The 20846-nt window shown below is 72.4% G+C and carries 17 protein-coding genes; 11 read left to right on the top strand and 6 right to left on the bottom strand.

Annotated elements, in window-relative coordinates; all coding sequences use genetic code 11:
• Positions 1-250: 250 nt before the first annotated feature.
• The 3 genes from ACFYOY_RS45635 (at position 251) to ACFYOY_RS45625 (ending at position 3392) form a co-directional block, all read left to right on the top strand.
• Entirely contained in the window at positions 251-1834 is a 1584-nt protein-coding gene (locus ACFYOY_RS45635) for a 4-coumarate--CoA ligase family protein (protein ID WP_351881508.1), read from the top strand.
• A gap of 107 nt (positions 1835-1941) precedes the next feature.
• On the top strand, positions 1942-2760 hold the full coding sequence (locus ACFYOY_RS45630; RefSeq protein WP_388593813.1) for an enoyl-CoA hydratase family protein: 819 nt from the start codon (positions 1942-1944) through the stop codon (positions 2758-2760).
• Positions 2757-3392, top strand: coding sequence for a TetR/AcrR family transcriptional regulator (locus tag ACFYOY_RS45625; protein ID WP_351881505.1), 636 nt, complete (start codon positions 2757-2759; stop codon positions 3390-3392). The genes ACFYOY_RS45630 and ACFYOY_RS45625 overlap by 4 nt, the downstream gene beginning before the upstream one ends.
• A gap of 58 nt (positions 3393-3450) precedes the next feature.
• Here ACFYOY_RS45625 and ACFYOY_RS45620 read toward each other — a convergent pair whose 3' ends face one another.
• Positions 3451-4551 carry a citrate synthase 2 gene (locus ACFYOY_RS45620; protein ID WP_351881502.1) on the bottom strand — a complete coding sequence of 367 codons (1101 nt, stop codon included), beginning with the start codon at positions 4549-4551 and terminating at the stop codon, positions 3451-3453.
• Between the two features lie 339 nt (positions 4552-4890).
• Here ACFYOY_RS45620 and pdxH point away from each other — a divergent pair, with 339 nt between their 5' ends.
• Both pdxH and ACFYOY_RS45610 read left to right on the top strand, forming a co-directional pair.
• Positions 4891-5586: a pyridoxamine 5'-phosphate oxidase gene (gene pdxH / locus ACFYOY_RS45615; protein ID WP_351881499.1), complete on the top strand. Its 696-nt coding sequence runs from the start codon at positions 4891-4893 to the stop codon at positions 5584-5586.
• Positions 5587-6173: 587 nt separating this feature from the next.
• Positions 6174-7727: a PAS domain-containing protein gene (locus tag ACFYOY_RS45610; RefSeq protein ID WP_351881496.1), complete on the top strand. Its 1554-nt coding sequence runs from the start codon at positions 6174-6176 to the stop codon at positions 7725-7727.
• Positions 7728-7774: 47 nt separating this feature from the next.
• Here the strand turns inward: ACFYOY_RS45610 and ACFYOY_RS45605 are convergent, their stop codons facing one another.
• Positions 7775-8530 carry an SIS domain-containing protein gene (locus ACFYOY_RS45605; protein ID WP_351881493.1) on the bottom strand — a complete coding sequence of 252 codons (756 nt, stop codon included), beginning with the start codon at positions 8528-8530 and terminating at the stop codon, positions 7775-7777.
• A gap of 152 nt (positions 8531-8682) precedes the next feature.
• Between ACFYOY_RS45605 and ACFYOY_RS45600 the strand changes: the two genes are divergently transcribed.
• Both ACFYOY_RS45600 and ACFYOY_RS45595 read left to right on the top strand, forming a co-directional pair.
• Positions 8683-9375: a metal-dependent transcriptional regulator gene (locus tag ACFYOY_RS45600; RefSeq protein ID WP_059143620.1), complete on the top strand. Its 693-nt coding sequence runs from the start codon at positions 8683-8685 to the stop codon at positions 9373-9375.
• Positions 9376-10210: 835 nt separating this feature from the next.
• Positions 10211-11080, top strand: coding sequence for an alpha/beta hydrolase (locus tag ACFYOY_RS45595; RefSeq protein WP_351881490.1), 870 nt, complete (start codon positions 10211-10213; stop codon positions 11078-11080).
• A gap of 19 nt (positions 11081-11099) precedes the next feature.
• Here ACFYOY_RS45595 and ACFYOY_RS45590 read toward each other — a convergent pair whose 3' ends face one another.
• Complete coding sequence (locus ACFYOY_RS45590) at positions 11100-11729, bottom strand: hypothetical protein (protein WP_351881487.1); 630 nt, start codon at positions 11727-11729, stop codon at positions 11100-11102.
• Between the two features lie 144 nt (positions 11730-11873).
• Between ACFYOY_RS45590 and ACFYOY_RS45585 the strand changes: the two genes are divergently transcribed.
• Both ACFYOY_RS45585 and ACFYOY_RS45580 read left to right on the top strand, forming a co-directional pair.
• Entirely contained in the window at positions 11874-13061 is a 1188-nt protein-coding gene (locus ACFYOY_RS45585) for a lactate 2-monooxygenase (protein ID WP_351881484.1), read from the top strand.
• Between the two features lie 176 nt (positions 13062-13237).
• The gene (locus tag ACFYOY_RS45580; protein WP_351881481.1) at positions 13238-13582 is read left to right on the top strand and encodes an SH3 domain-containing protein; all 345 of its coding nucleotides are present in this window, start codon (positions 13238-13240) and stop codon (positions 13580-13582) included.
• 138 nt (positions 13583-13720) lie between these two features.
• Here the strand turns inward: ACFYOY_RS45580 and ACFYOY_RS45575 are convergent, their stop codons facing one another.
• The 3 genes from ACFYOY_RS45575 to ACFYOY_RS45565 all read right to left on the bottom strand — a co-directional run bounded on the left by ACFYOY_RS45575 (position 13721) and on the right by ACFYOY_RS45565 (position 17062).
• On the bottom strand, positions 13721-15406 hold the full coding sequence (locus ACFYOY_RS45575; protein ID WP_351881478.1) for a transporter: 1686 nt from the start codon (positions 15404-15406) through the stop codon (positions 13721-13723).
• Entirely contained in the window at positions 15403-16212 is an 810-nt protein-coding gene (locus ACFYOY_RS45570; protein ID WP_351881475.1) for an ABC transporter ATP-binding protein, read from the bottom strand. The genes ACFYOY_RS45575 and ACFYOY_RS45570 overlap by 4 nt, the downstream gene beginning before the upstream one ends.
• A gap of 184 nt (positions 16213-16396) precedes the next feature.
• Entirely contained in the window at positions 16397-17062 is a 666-nt protein-coding gene (locus ACFYOY_RS45565) for a bifunctional DNA primase/polymerase (RefSeq protein WP_351881472.1), read from the bottom strand.
• A 383-nt stretch (positions 17063-17445) separates the two neighbouring features.
• On the opposite strand from ACFYOY_RS45565, the gene ACFYOY_RS45560 reads away from it, so the two are divergent.
• Together ACFYOY_RS45560 and ACFYOY_RS45555 are read left to right on the top strand one after the other, a co-directional pair.
• Positions 17446-18843: a transcriptional regulator gene (locus ACFYOY_RS45560; protein WP_351881469.1), complete on the top strand. Its 1398-nt coding sequence runs from the start codon at positions 17446-17448 to the stop codon at positions 18841-18843.
• Between the two features lie 333 nt (positions 18844-19176).
• A complete protein-coding gene (locus tag ACFYOY_RS45555) occupies positions 19177-20820 on the top strand; it encodes a hypothetical protein (RefSeq protein ID WP_388593802.1) in 1644 nt (547 codons plus the stop codon).
• Positions 20821-20846: the final 26 nt, after the last annotated feature.

Below are 20846 nucleotides of genomic sequence, written 5' to 3'. Positions count from 1 at the left end.
ACCCCCCAGGTCATCCCTGCGACAGGGGGGAACAGTCATGCCGGGCCCGGAGGCCAGCGGTCCTCTTGCAGGACCGCGAAGAAGATAACGGGGGGGGCGGGCCGGAGGCGCCGTGCCGGCCTTACGGGCACCGTGCCGGCCTTACGGGCACCGTGCCGGCCTTACGGGCGCCGTACCGGACGGCGTCGTACCGGCCTCACGAGTTGGGCAGAACGGACAGGTAGGTCCATCAGAGCTGAGGGGAACGGCCATGGTGCTGCGCAGCGAGTATCCCGATGTCCCGCCTGTCGATCTGCCCATCCACGACGCCGTACTGGCCCGCGCGGCCGATGAGTTCGGCGACCTGACCGCGCTGGTGGACGGCGTGACCGGGGCGGCCCTGAGCTATGCCGCGCTGGATCGCGCCTCGCGCCGGATCGGGGCCGCGCTGGCCGAGGCGGGGGTGCGCAAGGGCGATGTGGTGGCCCTGCACAGCCCCAACTCGATCATGTACCCACCGGCCTTCTACGGCGCGACCCGCACCGGGGCCGCGGTCACCACGGTGCATCCGCTGGCGACGCCGGAGGAGTTCGCCAAGCAGCTCCGGGACGCGGCCGCGTCCTGGGTCATCACCGTCTCGGCGCTGCTGGGCGTGGCCCGGCAGGCCGCCGAACGGGCGGGCGGGGTACGGGAGATCTTCGTCTGCGACGAGGCGAGCGGCCATCGTTCGCTGCGCTCCATGATGAGGAGCACCGCGCCCGAACCGGTGGTGGAGATCGACCCGGCCGAGGACATCGCGGTGCTGCCGTACTCCTCGGGCACCACCGGCACCCCCAAGGGCGTGATGCTCACTCACCGCAACGTCTCCACCAACCTGGCGCAGGTGGAGACGCTGGTCCCCAACCAACCGGGGGAGCGGGTGCTGGCCGTCCTGCCGTTCTTCCACAGCTACGGCCTTACGGCGCTCATGAACGCACCGCTCCGCAACGGCGGCACGGTGATCGTGCTGCCCCGTTTCGAACTCGACACCTTCCTCGCCGCCATCGAGAAGCACCGGGCCCAGGCGCTCTATGTGGCCCCGCCGATCGTGCTCGCGCTCGCCAAGCATCCGGCGGTGGACGGCCATGACCTGTCGTCGGTGCGGTACGTGCTGAGCGCGGCGGCCCCGCTGGACGCCCGGCTCGCGGAGGCGTGCGCCCGGCGGCTCGGCGTACCGCCGCTGCTGCAGGCGTTCGGGATGACGGAGCTGTCGCCGGGCTGCCATCTGGTGCCGCGCGATGCGAAGAACGCACCACCGGGGACGGTCGGAAAGCTGCTTCCGAGCACCGAGATGCGCATCGTGGCCCCGGACACCGGCGAGGACCTGGCCATGGGTGAGGACGGCGAGATCGTCATCCGCGGACCGCAGGTGATGAAGGGCTATCTGGGCCGCCCCGAGGACACCGACGCGCTGATCGACGCCGAGGGCTGGCTGCACACCGGCGACGTCGGGCATGTGGACGCGGACGGCTGGCTGTATGTGGTGGACCGGGTGAAGGAGTTGATCAAGTACAAGGGCTATCAGGTCGCCCCGGCCGACCTGGAGGCCGTGCTGCTCGCCCATGAGGCCGTCGCCGACGCCGCCGTGATCGGGGTGACGGACGGGGCGGGCAACGAGATCCCCAAGGCGTATGTGGTGCGCCGGCCCGGGACCCGGATCTCGGAGGACGACCTGATCGCGTACGTTGCCGGACAGGTGGCCCCGTACAAGAAGGTGCGCCGCGTGGAGTTCACGGAGACCGTGCCCCGCTCGGCCACCGGCAAGATCCTGAGGCGTGAACTGCGCGCCAGGGAAAGGAGTTCGACCACCCCATGACCGACGGCCCCACGACCGATGGCCCGCTGACCGACGGCCCCACGACCGAGGATGTCCCGCCGACTGGAGGTCCCGCGACCGGAGGCCCCACCACGTCCGGGGTGCGAATGCCCCTCGTCCGGTCCGCCTCCGCGCGCGGTATCACCACCCTCACCCTGGACTCGCCGCACAACCGCAACGCCCTCTCGACGCGCCTGGTCGCCGAGTTGCGCGAGGCGCTGGCGGCGGCCGGGCGGGACGACCGCGTCCGGGCGGTGCTGCTCACCCACACCGGCACCACCTTCTGCGCGGGCGCGGATCTGAGCGAACCGCCCTCGGCGTCCGGGGCGGCCGGACTGGTGGCGCTGTTGCGGTCGATCGTGGAGCTGCCCAAGCCGGTCGTCGCACGCGTCACCGGACATGTGCGGGCCGGTGGGCTGGGGCTGCTCGGAGCCTGTGACATCTCGGCGGCCGGGCGCGGCGCCAGCTTCGCCTTCACCGAGGCGCGGCTCGGCCTCGCCCCGGCCGTCATATCGATGCCGCTGCTGCCCCGGCTGGACCGGCGCGCGGCGGCCCGCTACTACCTCACGGGTGAGCGGTTCGACGCCGCCGAGGCGGCCCGGATCGGGCTGGTGACGATCGCGGACCCGGAGGGCGACGGGGACGAGGCGCTGGCGCCCGTCCTCGACGGGCTGCGCCGGGGCTCCCCTCAGGGCCTCGCCGAGTCCAAGCGGCTGGTGACCGCCGATGTGCTGCGCGCCTTCGACCGGGACGGTGAACCGCTGGCCGCGCTGTCGGCCCGGCTCTTCGCCTCCGAGGAGGCCCGGGAGGGCATGACGGCGTTCCTGGAGCGGCGCGAGCCGGTGTGGGTGCGGGAGACGGCGGGCGACGCGGGGCCGGACGCTCAGACCGCGGGCAACGCCGGGGCCGCGGAGGCGTCCCGATGACCCCCCGTACGGCACTGCGCGACCCCAAGCAGGACCGCAGCCGCGCGACCCGCAGGCGGTTGCTGGAAGCCGCCGTGGCCTGCCTCGCCGAGCGCGGCTGGGCAGGGTCCACGGTCGCGGTGGTCGCCGAGCGGGCCGGGGTGTCGCGGGGCGCGGCCCAGCACCACTTCCCGACGCGTGAGGACCTCTTCACGGCCGCCGTCGAGCATGTCGCCGAGGAGCGCTCGGCCGAGCTGCGTGCGCTCCCCACCCCGCACGGGGAGGGCCGCGTCCACACGGTGGTCGACGCCCTGATCACCCTCTACACCGGCCCGCTCTTCCGGGCCGCGCTCCAGCTGTGGGTGGCGGCCTCGTACGAGGAGCAGCTGGGCGCCCGGGTGACCGCCCTGGAGGCGAAGATCGGCCGTGAGACCCATCGGATGGCGGTGGAGCTGCTGGGCGCCGATGAGTCGGTGCCGGGCGTCCGGGAGGCCGTCCAGGGCCTGCTCGACATGGGACGCGGCCTGGGCCTGGCCAACCTCCTGACGGACGACGGCCACCGCCGGAAGCGGGTGGTGGCCCAGTGGTCGAGGGTCCTGGAGACGATCCTGGCCCCGCAGGACCCGGGCCGCCCTTCCCCGGCCGCGTCCTGAGCCACGGCTCGGCTCCTGGGCCACGGCTCGGCCCCGGAGCCACCCCTTGCCGCCCGAGCTACCGCTTGGTCTCCCCGTACCCGTCGATCTCGTGCGGGCTGCGCGTGCCGGGGCCGACGTACTGGGCCGACGGCCGCACCAGACGGCCGGTCCGCTTCTGCTCCAGGATGTGCGCGCTCCAGCCCGCCGTGCGGGCGCAGGTGAACATCGAGGTGAACATGGGCGCCGGGACCTCGGCGAAGTCCAGCACGATGGCCGCCCAGAACTCCACGTTCGTGGCCAGCACCCGGTCCGGCCGCCGGTTGTGCAGCTCGTCCAGGGCGGCCCGCTCCAGCGCCTCGGCGACCTCGAAGCGCGGTGCGCCCAGCTCCTTCGCGGTGCGCCGCAGCACCCGCGCCCGAGGGTCCTCGGCGCGGTAGACGCGGTGGCCGAAGCCCATCAGCCGCTCGCCCCGGTCGAGGGCCTGACGGACGTAGCCGGTGGCGTCCCCGGTGCGCTCGATCTCCTCGATCATGCCGAGCACCCGGGAGGGCGCGCCGCCGTGCAGCGGCCCCGACATGGCGCCCACCGCGCCGGAGAGCGCGGCGGCGACATCGGCGCCGGTGGAGGCGATGACGCGGGCGGTGAAGGTGGAGGCGTTCATCCCGTGCTCGGCGGCCGAGGTCCAGTACGCGTCGACGGCGGCGACATGCTTGGGGTCCGGCTCACCGCGCCAGCGCCGCATGAAGCGCTCCACGATGGTCCCGGCCTTGTCGATCTCCCGCTGCGGCACCATCGGCTTCCCCTGGCCGCGGGCCGACTGGGCGACGTAGGAAAGGGCCATCACGGCCGCGCGCGCCAGGTCCTCACGGGCCTGCTCCGCGTCGATGTCCAGCAGCGGTTTGAGGCCCCAGACGGGCGCAAGCATGGCCAGCGCGGACTGGACATCGACCCGGACGTCCCCGGAGTGGACCGGGATGGGGAACGGCTCGGCGGCCGGCAGCCCCGGGTTGAAGGCACCGTCGACCAGCAGACCCCACACGTTCCCGAAGGAGACATGGCCCACCAGGTCCTCGATGTCCACGCCTCGGTAGCGCAGCGCGCCGCCTTCCTTGTCGGGTTCGGCGATCTCCGTCTCGAACGCGACGACTCCTTCGAGTCCGGGTACGAAGTCGGACATCAGGCGGCTCCTCATGCTGCGGACGACGGCGGTGCCGGAACGGTTACGCGGCCGCCTGACACGGCTCGCGGTCCGTACCGGTCACTCCGGTGATGTGCCCCGTGCGGGTAGTGGTCACCCAACCGCGGCGGGGAGTGACCTCCAGAACACGGGGGGTGGTGCCTGCCAGGCGCCGAAGGCGCATGGTCAGCCTCAGTCTGGTGCGTGGGCTCGCCACGGGGAAGCGTGAGAAGCGGCACATGCGGTGCGCGTCGCGGGAGGGTTACGGGGCGGTGGGGCGGGGGAGGGAGATCGCTCTTCCGGGGCAGCCCGTGCGAAGGACCGATGATGTTGCAAGATATGCCCGTGCCTCACGTTGACTCGGAGCCCTCGGCTTCCTCCGCGCGTACGTACGACCCGGCCGCCATGCGCGAGCACTACCGCGCGGCCGGCTTCGACGAGGCGGACCTCGCGGGTGATCCGTTCCGGCAGTTCACCCGGTGGTTCGAGGACGCGGTCGGCAGCGGGCTCTTCGAACCGAACGCCATGATCGTCTCGACGGCCGACGCGGCGGGCCGCCCCAGCTCCCGCACCGTCCTGATGAAGAGCTTCGACGAGCGCGGCTTCGTCTTCTACACCAACTACGGCTCCCGCAAGGGCCGGGAGCTGGGCGAGAACCCGCATGTCGCGCTGCTCTTCCCCTGGCATCCCATCGCCCGGCAGGTGATCGTCACGGGCACCGCGCGGCGCACCGGACGGGACGAGACGGCGGCGTACTTCCGGACCCGGCCGCACGGCTCGCAGCTCGGGGCGTGGGCGAGCACGCAGTCCTCGGTGGTGGGCTCGCGGGAGGAGCTGGACCGCTCGTACGAGGAGCTGGCGGACCGCTATCCGCCGGGGGAGCAGGTGCCGGTGCCGCCGGAGTGGGGCGGGTTCCGGGTGGTGCCGGAGGCGGTGGAGTTCTGGCAGGGCCGGGAGAACCGGCTGCACGACCGGCTGCGGTACGTCCGGCTGCCCGATGGGGAGGGCTGGCGGGTGGAGCGGCTGTACCCGTAAGGGCGGCGCTCGGGTCGGTGCGGACCGTAAGGCCGCCGAGAACAGGCAGGCCGCTGAGGCTGCTGAGAACAAGGGGGACTGCTGAGAACAAGCCCCTGAGGCCCCTGAAGAGCTCTGGGTCCCCGCGAAGAGCCCTGGGCCCGTGAAGAGCCCTGGGCCCGTGAAGAGCCCTGGGCCCGTGAAGAGCCCTGGGCCCGTGAAGAGCCCCGAAAACGCGGACAACCCGCGGGTCTTTACCCCTGACGCCCTGAGGCGGAAGGGGGCCGGTCGGACGTACCGGCGACCCGCGGGTCGGGTGACTGCATGGGATTGGCCGGCTGCGCACCTCTTTCGTGCGCCAGTCCGGCGATGCGCAGAGCGCGACGACGGACTGCTAGCCCGCAGTCACCTCACGCGTCCGGATTTCATACATCTGCCGAACCACCTCCCTTCTCGTGTACCGCAAGCCTAAGAACCGCCTCCTGCCACACACAAGCGAATTTCCGTGTGGCAACGATTTCGACGAATGCGGTGTGGCGCGTGTCACGTTCGAGTTCAATGTCCGACGTGCCCCACAACAGACAGCCACGTCGAGCAAGGGGTGTCAGGTGAGCGCTTCACCACGTTCCGAACCCGCAGGGCCGGCGCGTTCCGCCCGCTCCTCGCGGGGGGTCCCCGGACAGGCGGGCGCCGCCGCGTCGGCGTCCGTCCGGCCCGAATGCCCGGACGGGCCCGAGCGGCCCGACTCCGAACTACTCGCCGCGCTGCTCGAGGGGATGGACGCAGCCCTGTGCGCGTTCGACGCCGACGGCACGGTGACCCACTGGAACCACGAGGCCGAGCGCATCCTCGGCTGGACGGCGGCGGAGGCGGTCGGCCGCAAGGGGCTGGGCGGCTGGGCCGCCCGCCCAGGGGACGCACGGGACGTCGACGCACGCCTTACGGAGGCCATGGGCACCACGGGACGCCGGGTGCACGAGTTCGCGCTGCTGACCAAGGACGGCGGCCGGGTCCTGGTCCGTACGCAGTCCTCTGCGGTGGCGGGCGCGGACGGCCGCCCGGCCGGGGTGTACTGCGCCTTCAGCGAGGTGCATGCGCAGGTCGACCTGGAGCGGTCGATCGCGCTGAGCGAGGCGCTGCTGGAGGACGCGTCGTGGAACGTGGTCCTGGTCGACGCCGATCTACGCGTGGCCGTCGTCAACGCCAGTGCGGCGGGCGCGCTGCGTACGGCCCGTAAGGCCGCGCCCGGCCGGCCGCTGGGCGACTTCCTGGACCAGGGCGTCGAGGAGGCGGAGGCCGCGCTGCAGCACGTCCTGGCGGAGGGCGCGCCCCCGGCGCCCACCGAGCTGTGGGTGACGCTGCGGGACGCCGACGCGGCGGACGGCATCGAGGGCGCGGACGGCGTGCGCTACGAACTGCTCGACGACGACGAGGCGGTGCGCGGTGAGGGCGGCGTCGACCGCGGCGAGGCCGGCGCTGCGGCCCGGCGCCGCTGCTGGCGCAGCGGCTTCCTGCGGCTGGCCTCACCGCTCACCGAGGAGCCGACGCCGCTCGGCGTGGCCTGGATCTTCCAGGATGTGACGGAGGCGAAGAGCCAGGAGCAGGAGAGCGCCCGGATGCGCTTCCGGGGCAACCAGCTGCACCGGGCGGCGCGGGCGGCGGCCGAATGCGAGGACCCGATGGAGGCGGCCTCGGTCCATCTGGACTTCGCGCTGGCGGGCTTCGCCGATCACGCCCTGATCGACCTGGTCCTGGACCCGCCGCCGGGCGCCCCGGCGGACCGGGTCCGACTCGTCCGGGCGGCGGCCACCCCCGTCGGCGCCCCCGGCCCCTGCCCGCCCGTCGTCCCGGGCGGCATCCCGCTGGGCTATCCGGAGGGCCATCCGGCGCTCCAGGCGGTCGACCGCTGCGGTTCGGTACGGGCGAGCACGAGACGCTCGGACGAGCCGGCGGCGGCCCAGTGGGCGGCGGTCCGCAAATGGCCGGAGGGCACGGTGCACGGCCTGTGCGCGGTGCTGCGCAGCCGCGGCCGCACCCTCGGCGTGGTCACCTTCCTGCGCACCTCCAGCCGCCGGGCCTTCGACCGTACGGACGCGGCGTACGCGGAGGACGTCGCGGCCCGGGTCGCAGCCTCCGTGGACCTGGCCGCAGGCCGCCGCTGACGCCCCGGCCCGTGAAGCCCCGGGCCGGGAGGCGCCGCGCCGGGGTCTCACCTTCGGTAGAAGATCCGGTCCCCGTATTCGGTCATCACCTTGCGGTTCCACTCATGCCCGCCGTCCACGTTCCCCGACCTCAGCATGGGCGGCTCGACCCCCCGCTCGGCCAGCTCCGCGACCCCGGCCGCCACCATGGACTGCATGATCGCGCTCGTCACGACGGTGGACGCGGGGGCGAAGGGCGCGCCGACGCCGTCCACCGTGAGCTCCGCGTCGCCGATCGCGATCTTGTTGTCGATGACCAGATCGCACTGGTCCTTCAGGAAGCCACCGGAGGAGTTGCGCGAGGTCGTGCCGGTCGCGTAGCCGACCGAGGTCACCCCGATCACCCTGACACCGCGCTCCCGCGCGCTCATCGCCATCTCCACGGGCAGGGCGTTGCGCCCGGACAGCGAGATCACGATCAGCAGGTCCCCGGCCCGGAGCGGACTGCTGTCGAGGACGGTGGTGGCGAGTCCGTCGACGCGTTCCAGCGCGCTGCCGAGGGTGGCGGGGATGACGTCCACGCCCACCACCCCCGGCACCGGCAGCAGGTTCATCAGCGCCAGCCCGCCCGCGCGGTAGACGACGTCCTGCGCGGGCAGGGAGGAGTGCCCGGCGCCGAACGCGAAGAGGCGGCCGCCCGCGGCGACCGTATCGGCGATCAGGGCGCCCGCCGCGGCGATATGCTCGCCCTCCTCGTCCCGCACCTGCCGCAGCAGGCCGATGGCCGCGTCGAAGAATTGCCCGGCCGGTTTGGACTCGTTCATCAACGCGTCGCCTTCCCTGTGGGGGTTTCCGATCATGACGCTGTCAATAGCAGCCCGGTCCCTTGCGGCGGAAGAGGCCGTCTCGGCCCCGTTGTCGGCGGGATGCGTCAGAATTGGCTGAGGGCCACCGCACGACACTTCGAGGGGCACGCATGTCCGGACTGATCGACACCACGGAGATGTATCTCCGCACCATCCTCGAGCTCGAGGAGGAGGGCGTGGTCCCCATGCGCGCCCGGATCGCGGAGCGGCTCGAGCAGAGCGGCCCGACGGTCAGCCAGACGGTGGCGCGAATGGAGCGCGACGGGCTGGTCACGGTCGCGGGCGACCGTCATCTGGAGCTGACCGAGGAGGGCCGCCGGCTGGCCACGCGGGTGATGCGCAAGCACCGGCTCGCCGAGTGCCTGCTCGTCGATGTGATCGGGCTGGAGTGGGAGCAGGTCCACGCCGAGGCGTGCCGCTGGGAGCATGTGATGAGTGAGGCGGTGGAGCGGCGCGTGCTGGAGCTGCTCCGCCATCCGACCGAGTCGCCTTACGGCAACCCGATTCCGGGCCTGGAGGAGCTGGGCGAGAAGGCCGAGGCCGATCCGTTCCTGGACGAGTCCATGGTGAGCCTGCGGGAGCTGGAGCCCGGCGCGGAGGGCAAGACGGTGGTGGTGCGCCGGATCGGCGAGCCCATCCAGGCCGACGCCCAGGTGATGTACACGCTGCGGCGGGCCGGGGTGCAGCCGGGCTCCGTGGTGAGCGTCACGGAGTCGCCGGGCGGGGTGCTGGTCGGCAGCAGCGGTGAGGCGGCGGAGCTGGAGGCGGAGATCGCCTCGCATGTCTTCGTGGCCAAGCGCTGACCGCGGTCCTCGTGGTCAGGCGCCGACTGCGGTCCTCGTGGTCAGGCGCTGACCCCGGTCTTCGTGGTCAGACGCTGACCCGGGCCGGGCGCGAGCTTCTCGCATCCTGATTTCCGCCCCCTGCCCTGTTCCAGACCCTGATCGCCGACTCCCCGACTCCCCGCCCCCGGGCCCCCACAGATCCCCCCGACCCGACCGCCCCGACCCCCGGCGCGCGGACGCCCCGCCCCGGTCCGCTCCTGGCCCGGTCCGCTCCTGGCCCGGGGGCCCGGCTGCCCAACGCCTCGCGCGTACACCCCCGCACATCCTCACGCGCTTCGACACGCTGACCGATACACCCCGTTCAGTCGATTCGGCCGTCACGACCTGCGACGACGGATTTTCCCGAAACCGGAGTCGAAAGAAACCGAGCGGGCGGGGCCGACGCGTGCGACGCTGTCGCTGACGCTCAGGCCGTCAGGGGAGGGGGCCGCGGTGGGCCCGAGAGGCTGTGCCGCCGAGGGGGAGATCTTCTGCGAGGGCCCCGGTGCCGTCAGGTGCCGGGGCCCCGCTTCCCCATGTCCCCCCGCTGGACCCCGGGCCGCACGGACCGCGCGAACGCGGCCGGTGCGACCCGGAGCCCTGGTGACCCGGAGCCCCGAGCTCTCAGGGTCGTCCCCCGCGGACTCCCTTCCCCGAGCAGTCCGCCTCCCGCTATCTGTCTCCCCATGGCACAGACGATCAATCCCTGACGGTGGTCACTCGAACGAGGGGTGTTGGCCGTAACAGCACCGTGTTCGAATACGAGTTCGATACTGTGAGGGTGTTCGAGAGAGGGCTGGAGGTGCCAGACCACATGGTGCGACGCATCGAGGTGAGCGGGACCGGCGGCGTGCGGCTCGCCGCCTGGGAGTTCACCGATCCGCCCAAGGCAGGCGCTGGCCGCGAGGGAGCGCGGGGTCCCGGAGTGCTGTTGCTCCATGGGCTGCTGGGCCGGGCGGCCCACTGGGCGGAGACGGCCCGCTGGCTCTCCACCCGCCATCGGGCGGTCGCCCTCGACCAGCGCGGCCATGGCCGCAGCGACAAGCCGGCCGAGGGGCCGTTCGACCGCTCCACCTATGTGGACGACGCCGAGGCGGCCGTGGAGCAGCTCGGTCTCGCCCCCGTGACCCTGATCGGCCATGCCATGGGCGCCCTCACCGCCTGGCAGCTCGCGGCCCGCCGCCCCGATCTGGTCCGGGCGCTGGTCATCTGCGATATGCGCGCCTCCGCCCTCGGCGCCGCCTCACAGCGCGAGTGGGCCGAGTGGTTCCGCTCCTGGCCGGTGCCGTTCGCGACGCTCGCCGATGTGCGCAAGTGGTTCGGCGAGGACGATCCGACGCTGGAGCGGCCGAATCCGGCCCGGGGTGATTTCTTCGCCGAGGTCATGGCCGAGCGTTCGGACGGCTGGCGCCCGGCCTTCTCCTGCCGCCAGATGCTGAAGGCCCGTGAGACCTGGATCCAAGACGCCCATTGGGAAGAGCTCGCCCTGGTCGAGTGCCCCACCCTGGTCGTCCGCGGGCTGGACGGCCAGCTGGGCCGCGCGGAGGCGCAGGAGATGGTCCGCGTCCTGCCCCGCGGGCAGTATGCGGAGGTGGTGGACGCGGGCCATTTGGTCCACTACGACCAGCCGGACGGCTGGCGCCGCGCCGTGGAGCCCTTCCTGGCCTCGGCCCTCCCCGTCTGACGACGACGCGACCCCCGGTTCAGAACGCCCAGGTGAAGGGCTCCCCGCCGATCTCCGTCCACATGACCTCGACCTCCCTGGCCCGCGCGGGAATCAGGAAGGTGGTGCAGAGCAGATAGCTCTGCCCGTTCTTCCAGTCCTTGATCTCGTCCGGGTCCGCGCAGCCCTTGGGCTGTCCGGCATCGCCCACGACCTTCGCTCCCCGCCGGCCGTCCGCGTACACCTCCGCGTAGTCCCCGACCCGCGGATACTCCCTCACCGTGGCCCCGCGCAGATGGGTGTACTTCACAGAGGCGACCGCGGGCACCAGGCCCTTGGCGTCCGCCGGGTCCGGCACCAGCGCCTTCGCCTCGTCCGCCGTGCCGATGTCGACCTTCTGCGCGGCGATCCGGTAGGTGGGCTCGACCCCGGTGTCCTCCTTGAACGCACGCGTGCCGGTCTGACCCGGCCAGAACACCCCACCCTTTGACCGCATCCCCACCGTCTGCGCCCCACCCTGATCTCCGCCGGCGGCCTCCGAGCGGGACGTATGCCGTGCGTTCTCGGATGTATCGCCCTTTTCCCCGAATGGTCCGCACGCGGTCAGGGCGAGAGCCAGTACGGCGACGGGCGCGCCGACCCGCAGCCATGTTGTCTTGGTCAGCGGCACGGTGGAACTCCAATGCGGGAACTGTCTCCGTAGCGTTCCGGTGTGATCCCTTGAACGCGACCGACGGTTCGTTGATCCTACGAGTCCTCTACTCCCTCGCGGCAATGGGAAATTGACCAGTAATGAACAGGTGAAGGGAAGCACATGATCGGCGGCGACATCACGGATCCGGAACCCGGCAGGGACTGGGCGGCATTTCAGTACGAGATCTATCTGAACGGGATGACCGGCGCCGTTCCCCGGCTGCCCGCCGATCTGACCCGGCTCGAGGAGCTGGCCGAGGCCCGGCTGGGGCCCGGGCCGGTGGGCTATGTCGCGGGCAGCGCGGGCAACGGCAGCACCGAGCGGGCCAACCGGGCGGCGCTGGACCGGCATCGGATCGTGCCGCGGATGCTCCGTGACGTACGGCGGCGGAATCTGTCGGTCGAGCTGCTCGGCACCCGGCTGCCCGCGCCGCTCGCGCTCGCGCCGATCGGCGTGCTGTCGATCATGCACCCGGACGCCGAGTGCGCGGCGGCGCGGGCCGCGGCGGCGCAGGGCGTGCCGTTCATCCTGTCCTCGGCGTCCAGTACGCCGATGGAGCGGGTGGCGGAGGCGATGGGGGACGGCGAGCGGTGGTTTCAGCTCTACTGGGGCAAGGACCGCGAGGTCACCAGGAGTTTTCTGGACCGGGCGAGGACGTGCGGTTTCACGGCCCTTGTGGTGACCCTGGACACCCCGCTGCTGGCCTGGCGGCCGCGCGATCTCGACCAGGCGTATCTGCCGTTTCTGCGCGGGGTGGGAACCGCCAACTACTTCACCGATCCGGCGTTCCAGGCCGGGCTCGCCAAGCCGGTGCACGAGGACCGGGACGCCGCGGTGCTGCACTTTGTGCAGATGTTCGGCGACCCCGGGAAGACCTGGGAGGACCTGGCGTTTCTGCGTGAGCACTGGGACGGCCCGATCGTGCTCAAGGGGGTGCTGCACCCCGACGATGCCCGGCGCGCGGAGGCGGCGGGGATGGACGGCGTCGTGGTGTCCAACCACGGCGGCCGCCAGGTGGGCGGCTCCATCGGGGCGGCCGACGCGCTGCCGGGGGTGGTGGCGGCGGTCGGCGACCGGCTCGCGGTGCTCTTCGACAGCGGGGTGCGCACCGGTGACGATGTGTTCAAGGCGCTCGCCCTCGGCGCCCGCGCGGTGCTGTTGGGACGGCCGTACGCGTATGGGCTGGGGCTGGACGGGCAGCCGGGGGTGGAGCATGTGATCCGCTCCCTGCTGGCCGAGTTCGAGCTGACGATGGCGCTGTCGGGCCACACGGATGCGGCGGGGCTCACCTCGGACGCACTCGGCTGACAATTCCCTTCGGCTTTCAACTTGTTGTCAGGTACACCGGTAGACCGCCGACTCGCCGCGGGGCCGTCGGGGCTTTACCGGGGCATGAGCTTCCGGATTGACGGGTGCTACGCTCATCGGCGCGCAGTGAATTAACCGATCATGCAGTGAATTAACCGATCACGGGGGGTGGTTGCGTGAAGATCCAACGTAAAGCCTCGATGGTCGTGCTCGTGGCGGCGCTGATGCTGGGCGGTTCCGTGGCCCTGGCGCCAACGGCGTCGGCGGTGGGGTCATCGGCGTGTCAGTTCAATTCCCCGGACGTCAATTTCAAGGTCTCCACCAGTGGGGCGAGATTCCGTGCCGGACCGGGAAAGCGGTACCGCGCTATAGGGACGCTTTACCGGGGGGATTCCTTCCGGTACTTCTGCCGCACCCGGGGCTTTGAGAAGAGCTGGTCCTACGGAAAGATCCTGAGGCGGACGACGACCGGAATCCGGCCCGGGACCAGAGGCTGGGTGTACAGCAAGTACCTCGACTAGCCGGAACGTTACGGCAGTTGAGGTGCGGGCGGTTCGTGCGACACCACCACGCATCGGCGGGGCCGGGTGAGTCCCCGGCCCCGCTGCCCGTATCCGGGTTGAGGCCCCGGCCCCGCCGATGCGCTGCGTGCCCGGGGCTCACCCCTTGCTGACCGCCGCCAGGATCTCCGGCAGCCGCGCCGCGACCCGCGGCGCCGCCACGCGCAGGCCGGTCTCCGCGAGCGCCGCGCCGTACACCGCGCCCAGCGGGAACACCACCCACAGCCAGCCGTGCGCTCCGGAGACATGCAGCCAGATCGTCAGGCCCAGCACCGGTGCGCACAGTACGGCGCCCACGATCATCCCGCCGAGGATGCTGAGCCAGGCGATCCCCGCCTGCGCCGGGACGACGTTCTTGTAGCCGCTGTCCTGCGGAATGGAGTACGGGGCCAGCACGGAGGTCACGGAGCCGGTGGCCAGCATCGAGCCGAGCAGCGCCAGGGCGATCCCGAGCGCCTCGGGGGCGGCCGGCCAGTTCTTCTGGAGGGCGGCGGAGCCGAGCACCGCCACCGCCACATACGGCACCGCGACCAGGAGGAGCGCCAGGGCGCGGCCCCGCAGCTCCAGATAGGCGTCACGGCGCGAGGAGATCGTCTGGGCGACCATCCAGAAGGCGGAGGAGTCCTGGCCGAACTGGTTGTACATCAGCATGCCGAGCATCCCCGACGCCCAGCAGGCCCAGTAGATCGAGCCATTGCCCTGGACCGCCGTGACGAAGGGCACCAGCAGGCCGACGCCCAGCGAGGTGACCCATGCCGACTTGGTCTTGGGGTCCCGTACGGCATAGCGCAGCGTCCGCAGCAGCGCCGTGCCGCTGCGGCCGGCGGGCAGCAGCCGGGCGAACGGGCCCGAGGCGTCCGGGGTGTCGGCCGCGCCGGAGCCCCGCCGCTCGCGCGGTGCCGCCGCCTGGAGCGTGGAGGCGTCCGGGGTGGTCATCAGGTGGGTGAGGGTGCCCCTCCACCACCACATCAGCACCGCCAGCGCCCCTATGGTCAGCGCGAACTGGGCCGCCGCGACCCCGTAGGAGCCGTCGCTGACGCCCTGGACGGCGTCGACCGCCGCCGCGGGCGGCACCCAGCGCAGCACCTGCGCGGCCGGTTCCAGCACGGCCAGGCCGTTCTTACCGCCGAGCTGCTGGGCCCCGAGGTTCACGAACTGGGCGCCGATGGCCACGAACAGACCGCTGAGCACCGCTAGGTCGCGGCCCTTACGGCTGGTGAGGAGGCGGGTGTTGGCCGTGGCGACGGCGCGGGCCAGCGCCACGCACACCAGCACCGTCAGCACGACGGCCACCACCGCCGCCACCGCGGCCGCCGCCCCGTGCGCGACGGCGACGGCCGAACCGGCCGCCAGGGTCAGGGTGAACAGCGGGCCGATGCCGATCAGCGAGGACACCAGCAGCGCGATGATCAGCGAGCGCGGCCGCAGCGGCAGCATCACCAGCCGGGTCGGGTCGAGGGTTTCGTCACCGCCGGGGAAGAACAGCGGCATCACCGCCCAGCCGAGCGCGAGCACCGCCGTCAGCAGCGTGACCAGCGCGTCGACGTGGTTCGTGTCGCGCAGCAGCACCAGACCGAGCAGCTGCAACACGGCGAACAGCATGGCCAGCACCAGCGAGGTGATATACGCGGCCCGCCGACCGCTGGACTGGCGCAGCCCGTTGCGCAGCAGCGCCAGCTTCAGGGAGACGAAGACGGGGGTGGGGGAGACGGTGGGGACGGCGGGCGGCGCGGGCGCGGCGGTGCCGAGCGGGCCCTTGGCGTCGAGCGGGTCGGTGAGCGTCATCGGGCGCCGCCGCCCAGCCAGTCGAGGCTCTGGCCCGCCTCGCGCCGATTGGCGCCGACCAGCTCCAGGAAGGCGTTCTGCAGGGAGGGTGCGTCGCCCCGCACCTCGGCCAGCGGGCCATGGGCCCGGATCCGGCCGCTCGCGATCACCGCGACCCAGTCGCACAGCGACTCCACCAGCTCCATGACATGGCTGGAGAAGACGACGGTGGCGCCGGAGTGGGTGTAGCGCTCCAGAACCCCGCGGATGGTCTGGGCGGAGACCGGGTCGACCCCCTCGAAGGGCTCGTCGAGGAAGAGGACTTCCGGGTTGTGGAGCAGCGCGGCGGCCAGTCCGATCTTCTTCCGCATACCGGTGGAGTAGTCGATGACCAGCTTGTTCTGGGAGCCCGCGAGATCCAGGACGTCCAGCAACTGGGTGGCGCGCTTGTCGACCTCGTCACCGGGCAGCCCGCGCAGCCGCCCGGTGTAGGTGAGCAGCTCCCGGCCGGAGAGCCGCTCGAACAGCCGCAGTCCCTCCGGCAGCACCCCGATCCGCGCCTTGATCTCGGCCGGGTCCCGCCAGACGTCGTGCCCGCCGATCTCCACGGTCCCCGAGTCGGGCCGCAGCAGGCCGGTGATCATCGAAAGCGTGGTGGTCTTACCGGCGCCATTGGGCCCGACGAGACCGATGAACTGCCCGGCGGGCAGCTCCAGATCGATCCCCGCGACCGCGATCTGCTCTCCGTAGCGCTTCCACAGGCCGCTCACCCGCACGGCCGCGGCCCTGGTCGGCTCCGTGCTGGCTGCTGATTGCTCCTGAGGCACCGGCTTCCCCCGTTTTCCTGTGGGACGAGTCACGCGGGGGCCGGTCGTGACGCCCCCGTCCGTCGCTCCACGATAGGGGCTGACCTGGGGACCGCTCCGGGGTGTCAGCGGCCCGGGGCCGGCGGCGCAGGGCGTCAGCGGTGCGGGGTGCCTACGGCCCGATGTGTGAGCGGCCCGGGGGCGTTCAACGGCGCTCGCGGCCGCAGGCGTAGGCGAGGGCGCTCACCAGCTCCTGGGCGTCGGGCAGCCAGCGGTTGGCGGCGGTGGGCCGCCGGGCCCACTGGATCGGGCCGCGCAGGCCCACTCGGGTCGGGGGCGCGACCACGTAGTCGCCCTCGCCGCGCGCGGTCAGGTCGATCGCGTTCGGCGGCCAGCCCAGATTTCGCACCAGGTCGGGGACCTTGGCGGCGGCGCCCGGGAGGACGAAGAAGAGCATCCTGCGCCCGGGGGTGCAGGTGACCGGACCCAGCTCGACCTGGCGGCGCTCCATGCGCGCGAGCGCCAGACAGCCCGCCGACTCCGGTACGTCGAGTGCGTCGAAGGTGCGGCCGGTGGGCAGCAGGATGGAGGCGCGCGGCGTCCTGGCCCACATACGGCGGACCACGACCGCGCTGCCCGTGGCCTGGTTCACCCAGTCCCGGCCGGTCGGATGGGCGCCGGGGGCCGGGCAGTCGGCGCTTCCGCAGGAGCAGCGCTCCACTCCGTCCACGGTCTCCAGCCAGGCGCCGGAGAGCACGTCCCAATGCCGCTCCTCGGCATATCGCACCGCCGCGTCGCGCAGCCGCTCCCCGCGCTGCTGAGGGATCTGCGAGGTTCCCGCGGGGAACCGCGATGGTCCTGTCACGTCCATGGTCTCTTCCACGCAAGGACAACTTCCGCCGTCAACGGGGGTTACGGCCGGACCCTCGCACGGGCGGGCCGCCGGGGGCCCGGGGTGCGCGGGGACGGCACGGCGGGGCGCATGGGTGCACAGTCGGGGGCGCGTGTGGGGTTGCGGCTCTGTAAGCGGGTAACCACCATGCGTGACAGGCGTGCGAGTGTCCGGCGGCCATGCCGCGGCGCCAGGGGGAGGGCGGTCCCGGACTCGTATCGGCGCCGTGCGCGAACGATGCGGTCGATGCGGTCAATACGGGCAAGTTCCGCATTCGCCGTATACCTGCGATATCTGCGGGGCATCACTCAGCAACAGAGACGGATACGCCGAGAACGCAAGCAGTCACAGGGGGTAACGCCATGGCCGCTAGGCCGCTTGTGGCGCGGCAGCCGAACGAACGGCTGCAGGCGCTCATCCAGGAAGCCGGATGCTCCAACGCCGGGTTGGCGCGCAGGGTCAATATGTGCGGCGCCGAGCACGGTCTCGATCTTCGGTACGACAAGACATCGGTGGCCCGTTGGCTGCGTGGCCAGCAGCCCCGGGGCCGGGCGCCGGGCATCATCGCCGAGGCGCTCGGCCGCAAGCTGGGCCGTACGGTCACGATCGACGAGATCGGCATGGCCAACGGCAAAAACCTTGCCTCCGGGGTCGGTCTGCAGTTCTCGCCCACCGTCCTCGGCGCGATAGAGCAGGTCTGCGAGCTGTGGCGCAGCGATGTGGGGCGCCGCGACTTCCTCAGCGGTTCGACGGTCGCCGCCTCCGCGCTGGTCGAGCCGAGCCGCGACTGGCTGATCACCGGTGCGGACACCCAGGTCGCGCGCACCGCGGGTGCCCGGGTGGGGCGTTCGGACGTCGCGGCGGTGCGGGCCACCACGGACGCCCTCGTCGACCTGGACCACCGCTACGGCAGCGGACATGTGCGCCCCGTCGTCGTCCACTATCTGAACAGTGTGGTCTCCGGGCTGCTGGCCGGCTCGTACACCGAGGCGGTCGGCCGTGAACTCTTCGCGGCCGTCGCTCGGTTGACGGAGCTGGCGGGCTATATGGCGGTCGACACCGGGCAGTCCGGTCTCGCCCAGCGCTATTACATCCAGGCGCTGCGGCTCGCCCAGGCCGCCGGGGACCGGGGTTACGGCGGGTATGTGCTCGCCGCCAGCATGAGCCATCTCGCCGCCCAGCTCGGGAATCCCCGGGAGATCGCCCAGTTGGCGAAGGCAGCGCAGGAGGGCGCCCGCGGCCAGGTGCCGCCGCGCGCCGAATCGATGTTCCTGGCGGCCGAGGCGCGCGGCCACGCCCTGATGGGGGACGCGCGGGCCTGCCAGTCCGCGGCCGGGCGCGCGCTGGACGCGTTGGAGCGGGCGGTGGGGAGCGGTTCGGGCTCCGTCACGGGTGACGACCCCATCTGGATCCGCCACTTCGACCACTCCTATCTCGCCGATGAGCTGGCCCACTGTCACCGCGACCTGGGCCAGGCCGAACAGGCCCGGCGGCGCGCCGAGGAGGCACTGGAGGGGCTTCCGGAGGGGCGCGTGCGGCGGCGGGCGATCGGGCTGCTGCTGCTGGCCACCGCGCATGTGCAGCAGCGCGACGTGGAGCAGGCGTGCCATGTCGGCACCCAGGCGGTGGATCTGCTGGGCGCGCTGCGGTCCAACCGGGGGGCGGAGTATCTGGACGACTTCCAGCAGCGGTTGGAGCCGTATCGGGACGAGCCGGTGGTGCGGGAGTTCGGGACGCGGCTGCAGATGCAGGTCGCCTGAGACGGTCGCCCGAGATTTCCGCTGGGCTCGGAGATGTTGTGGGGCCTCGTGGGGTGCGGGAGCTATGGGGTGCGTCGCGTTGTGGCCGCTGGTGCGTCTGGTGTTGGTGGGTGTGATGAGGTGCGTGCGTTGGAGGTGCGTGTTGGGGTGCGCGTTGCCTTGTGATGACCGGAGGTACGGGTGGGATTCATATCGCCCCTGATCGCGGCGGTGTGCCCCCTGTCGCGGTGACCAGTCTCTCGCCGTCCCCATGGGCTCATGGGCACCGAGCCGTCTGGGGAACCGGTAGCGTGAGCCGACGATTCCGTAGTCCCGTATAACCAAGGAGTCCCGGTGACACAGAGCGGTCAGGGGAATGAGCCGCGGCTTCCCGCGGTCCCGCCCGCGCAGCCTGTGCGCGAGGGGGTTGTGCTGCCCGCCCAGGGGGACTACAAGCCCTCGGACGGCCACCAGGCGGCCCCGGCCGGGGGACAGGCATGGGGGCAGCCTTGGGGGCCGCAGAGCGCTCCGGAACTGCCGCCGCAGGGGGAGTTCGGTGCGCCGCTGTCTCCCGAGGGACAGCCTTACGGGCCGCCTGAGGGACAGACCTACGGGGGGCCGCCCGGGGCGCAGTCTTACGGGCCTCCCGAGGGGCAGACGTACGGACGGCCGCCCGAGGGGCAGCCTTACGGGGCGCCCGACGGGTCTTACGGGGCGCCCGGCGGGTCTTACGGGGCGCCCGGCGGGTCGTACGGGGCGCCCGAGGGACAGCCTTACGGGGCGCCCGAGGGACAGCCTTACGGCCGGCAGCAAGGATGGTCAGCCCCCCAGAGACCGGCTCAGCCGCCGTATCAGGCCGCGGACGAGACCCAGGTACTGCCGCCGCAGCCCGCCGGGGACGCCGACGCGACCCAGGTCATACCCCCGGTCCCGGGTGAGGCCCCGCCGCCTCTGGACACCCCCACCACCACGCTCGCCACGGTCAAGAGCGCGCCGCTGCCGCCCGAGAACCGGCCCGAGTCCCCCGCCGAGTCCACCACCCAGCTGCGCGCCGTCCGCCCTGGCCACCGGGGCGCCCACCGCCAGCAGGCCGCCGCGGAAGAGACCGCGGTACTTCCGCCCACGCCGCCCGCACCCGCGCCGAACGCACCCGTGCCCGCGTCCGCGGCGAACGTCCCGGAGCGGCCCGGCAGCGCCCCGTACGCGATCCGTCCCGGCCGTCCCGGGGACCGGCCGCCGCCCTCGGAGTTCGACGGCCTGTTCCGTGACGGCGGCGGCGCCGACGAGACCCAGCAGCTTCCGCAGTTCGCCCAGGACGTTCCGCAGCCGTCGCCGCCGTCCGGTGGTGGCGGTGGTGGTGGTGGGCGGCGCCGGATGTCGCGGGGCATGCTCATCGGCATCGTGGTGGCGGGCTGCGGCATCGCCGGGCTCGCCGCCGGAGCCGCGCTCAGCATGGGCGGGGACGACGACAAGAAGGACAACTCCACCCTGAGCAGCTCCTCGCCGAGCGCCGGGGAAGAGGAGCCGTCCACATCCGCCGACCCCGCCGAGCCGCAGGCGAAGGCGCTGGACGCGCTGCTCGCCGACAGCAACAACAGCCGCGCGTCGGTGATCAAGGCCGTGGACAACATCAAGTCCTGCAAGGACCTGTCCACGGCGGCATCGGATCTGCGGACGGCCGCGGGCCAGCGCAATGGCCTGGTGACCCGGCTGGGCAAGCTGTCCGTGGACAAGCTGCCCGACAACGCGCGGCTGACCGCGGCTCTCACCAAGGCGTGGAAGTCCTCGGCCAGGGCCGACAACGAGTACGCGGCCTGGGCCGATCAGGTCGGCGGCAAGAGGGGCTGCCCCAAGGGCAAGGCCCGCCGTACGCCCCGGGTCGGGGCGGCCGAGCGGGCGAGCGGCGAGGCGACGCAGGCCAAGAAGACGGCCTCGGGGCTGTGGAACCCGATCGCCTCCCAGTACGGCCTCACCGCGCACCAGGCCACCGAACTGTGACCGGACGGCCGGGGGGCGGCGGCGCC

Origin of the sequence: Streptomyces sp. NPDC007875 (genome assembly GCF_042868035.1) — a bacterium.
Classification (GTDB): domain Bacteria; phylum Actinomycetota; class Actinomycetes; order Streptomycetales; family Streptomycetaceae; genus Streptomyces; species Streptomyces antimycoticus.
The sequence above is the reverse complement of the archived record's forward strand: the minus strand, read 5'-3'. Positions and strand labels throughout refer to the sequence as shown.

What these genes read in the sequence shown, in the direction of transcription:
- ACFYOY_RS45635 (WP_351881508.1), top strand. Translation starts at nt 251, where the DNA reads ATGGTGCTGCGCAGCGAGTATCCCGATGTCCCGCCTGTCGATCTGCCC.
- ACFYOY_RS45630 (WP_388593813.1), top strand. Translation starts at nt 1,942, where the DNA reads ATGCCCCTCGTCCGGTCCGCCTCCGCGCGCGGTATCACCACCCTCACC.
- ACFYOY_RS45625 (WP_351881505.1), top strand. Translation starts at nt 2,757, where the DNA reads ATGACCCCCCGTACGGCACTGCGCGACCCCAAGCAGGACCGCAGCCGC.
- ACFYOY_RS45620 (WP_351881502.1), bottom strand. Translation starts at nt 4,551, where the DNA reads ATGTCCGACTTCGTACCCGGACTCGAAGGAGTCGTCGCGTTCGAGACG.
- pdxH (WP_351881499.1), top strand. Translation starts at nt 4,891, where the DNA reads ATGCCCGTGCCTCACGTTGACTCGGAGCCCTCGGCTTCCTCCGCGCGT.
- ACFYOY_RS45605 (WP_351881493.1), bottom strand. Translation starts at nt 8,530, where the DNA reads ATGAACGAGTCCAAACCGGCCGGGCAATTCTTCGACGCGGCCATCGGC.
- ACFYOY_RS45600 (WP_059143620.1), top strand. Translation starts at nt 8,683, where the DNA reads ATGTCCGGACTGATCGACACCACGGAGATGTATCTCCGCACCATCCTC.
- ACFYOY_RS45595 (WP_351881490.1), top strand. Translation starts at nt 10,211, where the DNA reads ATGGTGCGACGCATCGAGGTGAGCGGGACCGGCGGCGTGCGGCTCGCC.
- ACFYOY_RS45585 (WP_351881484.1), top strand. Translation starts at nt 11,874, where the DNA reads ATGATCGGCGGCGACATCACGGATCCGGAACCCGGCAGGGACTGGGCG.
- ACFYOY_RS45575 (WP_351881478.1), bottom strand. Translation starts at nt 15,406, where the DNA reads ATGACGCTCACCGACCCGCTCGACGCCAAGGGCCCGCTCGGCACCGCC.
- ACFYOY_RS45565 (WP_351881472.1), bottom strand. Translation starts at nt 17,062, where the DNA reads ATGGACGTGACAGGACCATCGCGGTTCCCCGCGGGAACCTCGCAGATC.
- ACFYOY_RS45560 (WP_351881469.1), top strand. Translation starts at nt 17,446, where the DNA reads ATGGCCGCTAGGCCGCTTGTGGCGCGGCAGCCGAACGAACGGCTGCAG.